Raw genomic sequence first — 6,515 nt, 5'->3', positions numbered from 1 at the left:
GGGCGTGGGCGCGGCGGGGGCGGGGCCCAGCAGCCGGCTGTGCGGCATGGGCCACGCCCCGGTGTGCACGGCGAGCTTCCCCGTCATGGCCACGGCCAGCGCTATCTGGAACGTGCAGATGTACGAGATGATGCCCATGTCCCCGAACACCTGGTTGATGTACGTGGCCACCAGCCCGACGATGATGAGCGCGGCGGCGCGGTACTCCGACTCCGTGGCGCGGTGGTACGAGCGCACCACCAGGTAGACGGTGACGGCCAGGTACAGCCACACGCCCGTGTAGCCCAGCATCCCTCCGAACGCGAACAGCCCCAGCAGGGAGTTGTGCGGGTGGAAGCGGTACTGGGGGAAGACGAAGGCGATGTCTGGCAGCGGGATGGGCTCCAGGAACTCGTGCCCGTAGCCGGTGCCCAGGATGGGGAACTGGGCCCACGTGGCGATCATGTCCAGGTTCTCGATGTCGCGGTAGTCCAGGTTGCCTTCGCCGCCCTGGCCGTCCACCAGCGAGCGGATGGTCTGCACCGGCGCGAAGACGGACGAGCCGGAGTTCCACCCCGCCGCCATGTACACGATGATGAAGGGCGCGAAGAAGGGCAGCGTCCGCACCAGGAACCGCTTCAGCGGCGTCCACGGGTTGATGAGGAAGGCCGCCAGCAGGCAGCCGGCGAAGCTGACGTAGGCCAGGCGCCGGTCATTGAAAATCATGCCAATGCCAATGAAGGCGATGATGGCCAGGCCGCGCAGCACGTGCGCGGCCTTGGGCTTCTCGATGAAGCGCATTGACGCCACCAGCAGGGCGAAGACGAACGTCATCGAGTCGGAGTGGGACGTGGTGTACTCCACCTCCACGCCCAGCTCGTGCACCACCACCATGGCGAAGTAGGTGCTCACCGCGGACTTGGTGAGGCCGGCCAGGATGATGGTCTTCGCGAAGGCGGGCCAGTCCTCCGGGCCCCGCATGGCGTAGTGATACATCGCCACGATGAAGGGCATCATCGCGGCCTGGTGCCATTGCCACAGCGAGTTCTTGATGTCCCCGCCCCGGGCGATGCCGCGCACCTCTATCCAGAGGATGGCGACCAGGGACAGCGCCACCACGGCGATGAGCGGCCGGGGCATGGGCAGCGGCACCGGGTCGATGGTGGACTTCGTCACCCGCCGGTACATCGCCAGCCCCATCAGCCCGACGATGAGCACGTCCACCAGCGGGAAGCGCAGCGCCCCGATTTTGGTGATGTAGCTGAGCTGCGCGAACATCAGTTCGCCCAGCGGGTGGAGCGGTGAGGGCCACAGGCCCGACTGGGGCCGCTCTGGCACGTAGTCCACCGCCAGGACGAGCCAGGTCACCACCAGCACCGGGTACTTCACCGGCACCTTCAGGATGACCCACACCACCCCCAGGCACAGCACGGGGGCCAACGCGACCACGGGGTGGATGACGGCGCCGCCCACGGTGGCCAGCACCAGGAAGGCGAGCAGCGCGCCGTAGCGCAGGTAGGGCGGCCGGTCGGGGGCGTACATCGAGAGCCGGAGGAGGCTACATCCGGAGCGCGGGTTGGGATAGATGGAGTGGCACGTATGCCTGCTCCCCGCCCACGCGTCCTCCTGATTGCCGAGCTGTGCAACCCCGACTGGGTGAGTGTCCCGCTCGAAGGCTGGTCGCTCTACCGGGCGCTGGCCGACGTGGCGGATGTGCACCTGGTCACCCACGTCCGCAACCGGGAGAACATCCTCAAGCAGGGCGTGCAGGAGGGCTCGCAGTTCACCGCGCTGGACTCCTCGCCGGTGGAGAAGCCGCTCGACAAGGTGGGCGAGGTGCTGCGGGGGCGCACCGGGGTGGGCTGGACGACGGCCACCGCGCTGAGCGCGCTGCCCTACTACTACTTCGAGGAGGTGCTCTGGCGCCGCTTCGGCCCGCGAATCGAAGCGGGCGAGTTCGACCTGGTGCACCGCTACACGCCCATCAGCCCCACCACGCCCAGCACGCTGGCGGCGCGGTGCAAGAAGGCGGGCGTGCCCTTCGTCATGGGGCCGCTCAATGGCGGCCTGCCCTGGCCCAAGGGCTTTGGCGGCGCGCGGCGGCGGGAGAAGGAGTGGCTCAGCTACGTGCGTGACGTCTACAAGCTGATGCCCTTCTACAAGTCCACGCGGGAGAACGCGTCCGCCATCATCACCGGCTCGCGCGCCACGCGGGGGCAGGTGGCGGGGCAGTGGCAGGGCAAGACGGTGTACGTGCCGGAGAACGCCATCGACACCCGGCGCTTCGGCACGGCGAAGTCGGAGGGCCCGGTGGAGCTGCCCCTGCGCGTGGCCTTCGTGGGCCGCTTCGTGCCCTACAAGGGCATGGCCATGTTGATGGAGGCCGCCGCGCCGCTCATCCGCGAAGGCAAGGTGGTGCTGGAGTACATCGGTGACGGCCAGGAGATGGCCAACCTCCGGGCGCAGGCGGCGCGCGAGGGCATCGAGTCCGGCGTCACCTTCGCCGGCTGGGTGAAGCACCAGGAGCTCCAGGGCCGGCTGGCCCAGAATCACGTCTTCGGCTTCCCCAGCGTGCGCGAGTTCGGCGGCGCGGTGGTGTGCGAGGCCATGGCGCTGGGGCTGGTGCCCATCGTCATGGACTACGGCGGCCCGGGGGAAATCGTGAGCCCGGCCACCGGCTTCGCCATTCAGATGGGGACGCCGGAGGAGATTGTCCTGCGCGTGCGCGAGGTGCTGACGAAGCTGGCGGCGGACCCGTCCGTCATCCGCCCCATGGGCGAGCGCGCCCGGGAGCGCATCTTCAAGCACTTCACCTGGAAGGCGAAGGCGGAGCAGGTGCTGGAGGTGTACCGCTGGGTGAAGGGCGAGCGCGGTCAGCCGGACTGGGGCATGCCGCTGGCGGACTGAAGGCGCGGCCTCACTCGTCCAGGCCCAGCTTGCGGTACAGCGTGCGCCGGTTGATGCCCAGGATGCGCGCGGCGGCGGCCTTGTTGCCGCCCTGCGCCTCCACCACCCGGCGCACGTAGGCGCGCTCCACCTCTTCCAGCGGCGCGTCCTCTCCCGAGGCGCGGCTGAGCAGCGACGTCAGGCCGCTGTCGCCGCCGCCCGGCAGGTCGAAGTCCTCTGGCACCAGCGTGTCGTGGTCCGCCAGGGCCACCGCGCGCTCCAGCAGGTTGGCCAGCTCGCGCACGTTGCCGGGCCACGCGTGGGCCAGCAGCCGCTTCAGGGCGGTGGCGGACACGCCCAGCACCTCGCGCTGCTGCTGCTCGCCCAGGCGCCCGAGGAAGAAGTCCACCAGCGGCAGGATGTCTTCGCGCCGCTCGCGCAGCGGGGGCACCTCGATTCGGATGACGTTGAGGCGGTAGTAGAGGTCCGCGCGGAAGCGCCCTTCGCGCAGCAGCACCTCCAGCGGCTGGTTGGTGGCGGCCAGCACGCGGGCGCGCACCGGCGTCTCGGTGCTCGCGCCCAGGGGCCGCACGCGCCCCGTCTCCAGGGCCTGGAGCAGCTTGGCTTGCACCTCCAGCGACAGCTCGCCCACTTCATCCAGGAAGAGCGTCCCGCCGCCGACGGACACGAAGACGCCGGCCCGGTCCTCGCGCGCGTCGGTGTAGGCGCCGCGCCTGGCGCCGAACAGCTCGCTCTCCGCCAGCCCCGAGGGCAGGGCCGCGCAGTTGAGCGGGAGGAAGGGCTGGGCGCGCCGGCCGCTGGACTCGTGGATGAAGCGCGCCAGGGCGCTCTTGCCGGTGCCTGTCTCGCCGGTGAGCAGCACGGTGGCGTCGCTGCGCGCCGCGCGGCGGGACACCTCCAGCGCCTTCTGCATGGCGGGGCTGCGGGCCACCAATCCGCCGGGCGTGTCGCCGGGGACGGCCGCGCGCAGGCGCACGATTTCGCGGCGCAGTTGCCGCTCGCGGAAGGCGCGCTCCAGCGTGAGGACGAGCGCGTCGACGTTGAAGGGCTTGGTGACGAAGTCGCACGCGCCGGCCTTCACCGCCGCCACCGCCAGCTCCACGCCGCCGAAGGCGGTGATGAGCACCACCAGCTGGCCCGGCTTGCGCGTCAGCAGCGCCTCCAGCACCTCGGTGCCGCGCATGCGGGGCATCTCCACGTCGGTGATGACCAGGTCGAAGGACTCGCGCTCGAAGAGGGCCAGCGCCTCCTCCGGTGAGGTGCGCCCCACTGCCTCGTAGCCCCGCGCGTCCAGGGACTCACAGAGGAAGTCCACCACCCCCGCGTCATCATCCAGGATGAGCAGGCGCCTTCTGGGAGTGCTCATGCCGCCCCCGCTCCTTCTTCCTTCTCGGAAGGAATGTGCACGAAGAAGTGAGTGCCCTGGCCCGGGCGTGATGTCACCGACACGGCGCCGCCGTGCTCGGCGACGATGGCCTTCACCACCGGCAGGCCCAGGCCCGTGCCGCCGTGGGCGCTCCAGGTGGTGAAGAAGGGCTCGAAGACGCGCTCCAGCGCCGCGTCATCCATGCCCACGCCGGTGTCCTCCACGGACAGGCGCACGCCGTGGCGCTCGCGCAGGCCGGGGGCGGGCTGGAAGGTGGAGGGCGTCAGCGTCACCCGCACCTCGCCGCCTCGGGGCGTGGCGCGCAGCGCGTTGGTGAGGAGGTTGAGCGCCACCTGCTGCAGGCCGTCTCCATCCGCCAGCACGCGAGGGAGCGGCTCCTCGCGATGGAAGGTCAGCCGGACGTCGCGCTTGCGCGCGTCGAACTCCACCAGCTCCACCACCGCGCGCACGGAGGCGAGCGCGTCCAGGGACTCCAGCTTCGACGGCTTGCGGCGGGCCAGGTCCAGGAGCTGGCGGATGATGCGCTCGATGCGCTCCGACTGCTCCACCAGGATGCGCGCGTTGCGCCGCACGTCGTCGGGCAGCTCGGCGCGCGCGGCCAGGGCCTGGGCCCGTCCGTTGAGGATGAGCAGGGGGGAGCCGATTTCGTGCGCCAGCCCCGCGGACAGCTGTCCCACGGCGGCCAGCTTGTCCACGCGTCGCAGGCCCGCCTCCAGCGCCAGCCGTGACTCCGCCTCGGCCGACAGCCGCTGCCGCGCCTCGCTCAGCTCCTTCACCATGCCGTTGAAGGCGTGGACGACCGCGCCCACCTCGTCGTCACCGCCGGGTGTCACGGTGGCCGTGAAGTCGCCTCCGCGCACCGCGCGCATCGCCCCCACCACGCGCTCCAGGGGACGCTGGAGGTAGAGCAGCAGCAGCAGCCAGCCCACCAGGGAGATGCCGGCGATGAGCGTCAGCACCGACAGCACGGTGGAGCGGGTGGTGGCCTCCAAATCCTGCCGCAGCCCGTCCAGCGGCTTCAGCACCGCGAGCGCCCCCACCACGGTGGCGCTGTCGTCACTGTGCAGGGGCAGGACGATGAGCAGGTGCGACAGCTGCTCGGGGCCCGCGAAGTGGGTGAGGGCGTGGTGCGTCTTCACCACCCGCCGGGAGGCCTCCTCCACCAGGTGCAGCGTCCGCGAGCTGCCCGGGGAGCGCACCACCGGCTCGCCCCGGGCGTCGAAGACGAAGACGTCCACGGTCGGGTCTCCGTGGTCCAACGACTCGAGGATTTCGTTGACGTCCGCCGCCTGCCCGTCCCGCAGCGCGTTCTCCATGGCCACCTGGAGCGCGGTGGCCAGGAGGCGCGTGGCCTGCTCGGTGGCCGTCCGCAGGTCATACTCCTCCTTCTGGAGCTGGCTGTAGCCGTAGGAGCCCAGGATGACGGCGCTCGTCAGCGTCAGGCCCAGGCCCAGCTTCGTGGAGATGCGCACGCCGGACACTGTGGCGAAAGTGCACAGGTGGTTCAATAAGCACCAGTCACGCCTGCTCGCTGGACGTCGCCGTCCTCAATGATTCCAAGAGGTTGAAGATGTGTTGGGGTGGACCGGGACTTGCCCAGGGCTGGGGCATGAACAGGACCCTGCTCCTTGGCCTCTGGGCCTTCTCCGCCGCCTGCTCGGGCGCGGCCACCTCCTCCGCTCCCGCCGAGCGCGCCGCGCCCGTTCCCCTGAGGGAAGGCGTGGTGCGGCTCGCCGAGGTCTCGCGGGCCTTCGTCACCGTCACCCCGGTGAAGGCGGACGCCCGCAGCGCGGCGCTCCAGGCCCCCGCGCGCGTGGCCTTCCGGGACGGGGCGCTGTCGCGGCTGGTGGCGCCGCTGGCGGGCCGGGTGGTGCGCGTCCACGTGCGCACCGGCGACACGGTGAAGCCGGGTGACGCGCTGGTGACGCTGGACTGCCCGGAGGCCGCGGCGTCGCGCACGGCGGTGGCCACCGCGACGGCGGCGCTGCGCGAGGCCCAGTCCGCCTTCGAGCGCGAGGCGCGCATGTTCGAGCAGGGCGTGACGACCGAGCGCGAGCGCCTGGCCGCGGAGACGCGGCTGGCGGAGGCGCGGGCGGAGCTGGCGCGGGCCCAGGCGTCCGTGGGCTTCGTGGGCACGGGCAGCGGCACCTCCGTGGTGCTGCGCGCTCCGCTGGCGGGCACGGTGCTGAGCCGGAGCGCGGTGGAGGGCATCGCCGTGCAGCCGGGCGGGGACGTGCTGGTG

The 6,515-nt window shown here is 71.3% G+C and carries 5 protein-coding genes; 2 read left to right on the top strand and 3 right to left on the bottom strand.

What is annotated here, in order from left to right:
• The coding region (wzy, locus tag G4D87_RS31180) for an exopolysaccharide repeat unit polymerase (RefSeq protein WP_205507786.1) at positions 1 to 1,521 on the bottom strand (1,521 nt) is incomplete at its 3' end.
• A 57-nt stretch (positions 1,522 to 1,578) separates the two neighbouring features.
• On the opposite strand from wzy, the gene epsH reads away from it, so the two are divergent.
• On the top strand, positions 1,579 to 2,886 hold the full coding sequence (epsH, locus tag G4D87_RS31175) for an exopolysaccharide biosynthesis glycosyltransferase EpsH (protein WP_163786339.1): 1,308 nt from the start codon (positions 1,579 to 1,581) through the stop codon (positions 2,884 to 2,886).
• 10 nt (positions 2,887 to 2,896) lie between these two features.
• Here epsH and G4D87_RS31170 read toward each other — a convergent pair whose 3' ends face one another.
• Positions 2,897 to 4,252: a sigma-54-dependent transcriptional regulator gene (locus G4D87_RS31170; protein WP_163786338.1), complete on the bottom strand. Its 1,356-nt coding sequence runs from the start codon at positions 4,250 to 4,252 to the stop codon at positions 2,897 to 2,899.
• Positions 4,249 to 5,745, bottom strand: a complete 1,497-nt coding sequence (locus G4D87_RS31165) for an ATP-binding protein (protein ID WP_240358749.1) — start codon at positions 5,743 to 5,745, stop codon at positions 4,249 to 4,251. The genes G4D87_RS31170 and G4D87_RS31165 overlap by 4 nt, the downstream gene beginning before the upstream one ends.
• Positions 5,746 to 5,882: 137 nt before the next feature.
• On the opposite strand from G4D87_RS31165, the gene G4D87_RS31160 reads away from it, so the two are divergent.
• The coding region (locus tag G4D87_RS31160; RefSeq protein WP_163786336.1) for an efflux RND transporter periplasmic adaptor subunit at positions 5,883 to 6,515 on the top strand (633 nt) is incomplete at its 3' end.

It is taken from the genome of Myxococcus vastator (genome assembly GCF_010894475.1).
GTDB classification, from domain to species: domain Bacteria; phylum Myxococcota; class Myxococcia; order Myxococcales; family Myxococcaceae; genus Myxococcus; species Myxococcus vastator.
The sequence above is the reverse complement of the archived record's forward strand: the minus strand, read 5'-3'. Positions and strand labels throughout refer to the sequence as shown.

What these genes read in the sequence shown, in the direction of transcription:
- epsH (WP_163786339.1), top strand. Translation starts at nt 1,579, where the DNA reads ATGCCTGCTCCCCGCCCACGCGTCCTCCTGATTGCCGAGCTGTGCAAC.
- G4D87_RS31170 (WP_163786338.1), bottom strand. Translation starts at nt 4,252, where the DNA reads ATGAGCACTCCCAGAAGGCGCCTGCTCATCCTGGATGATGACGCGGGG.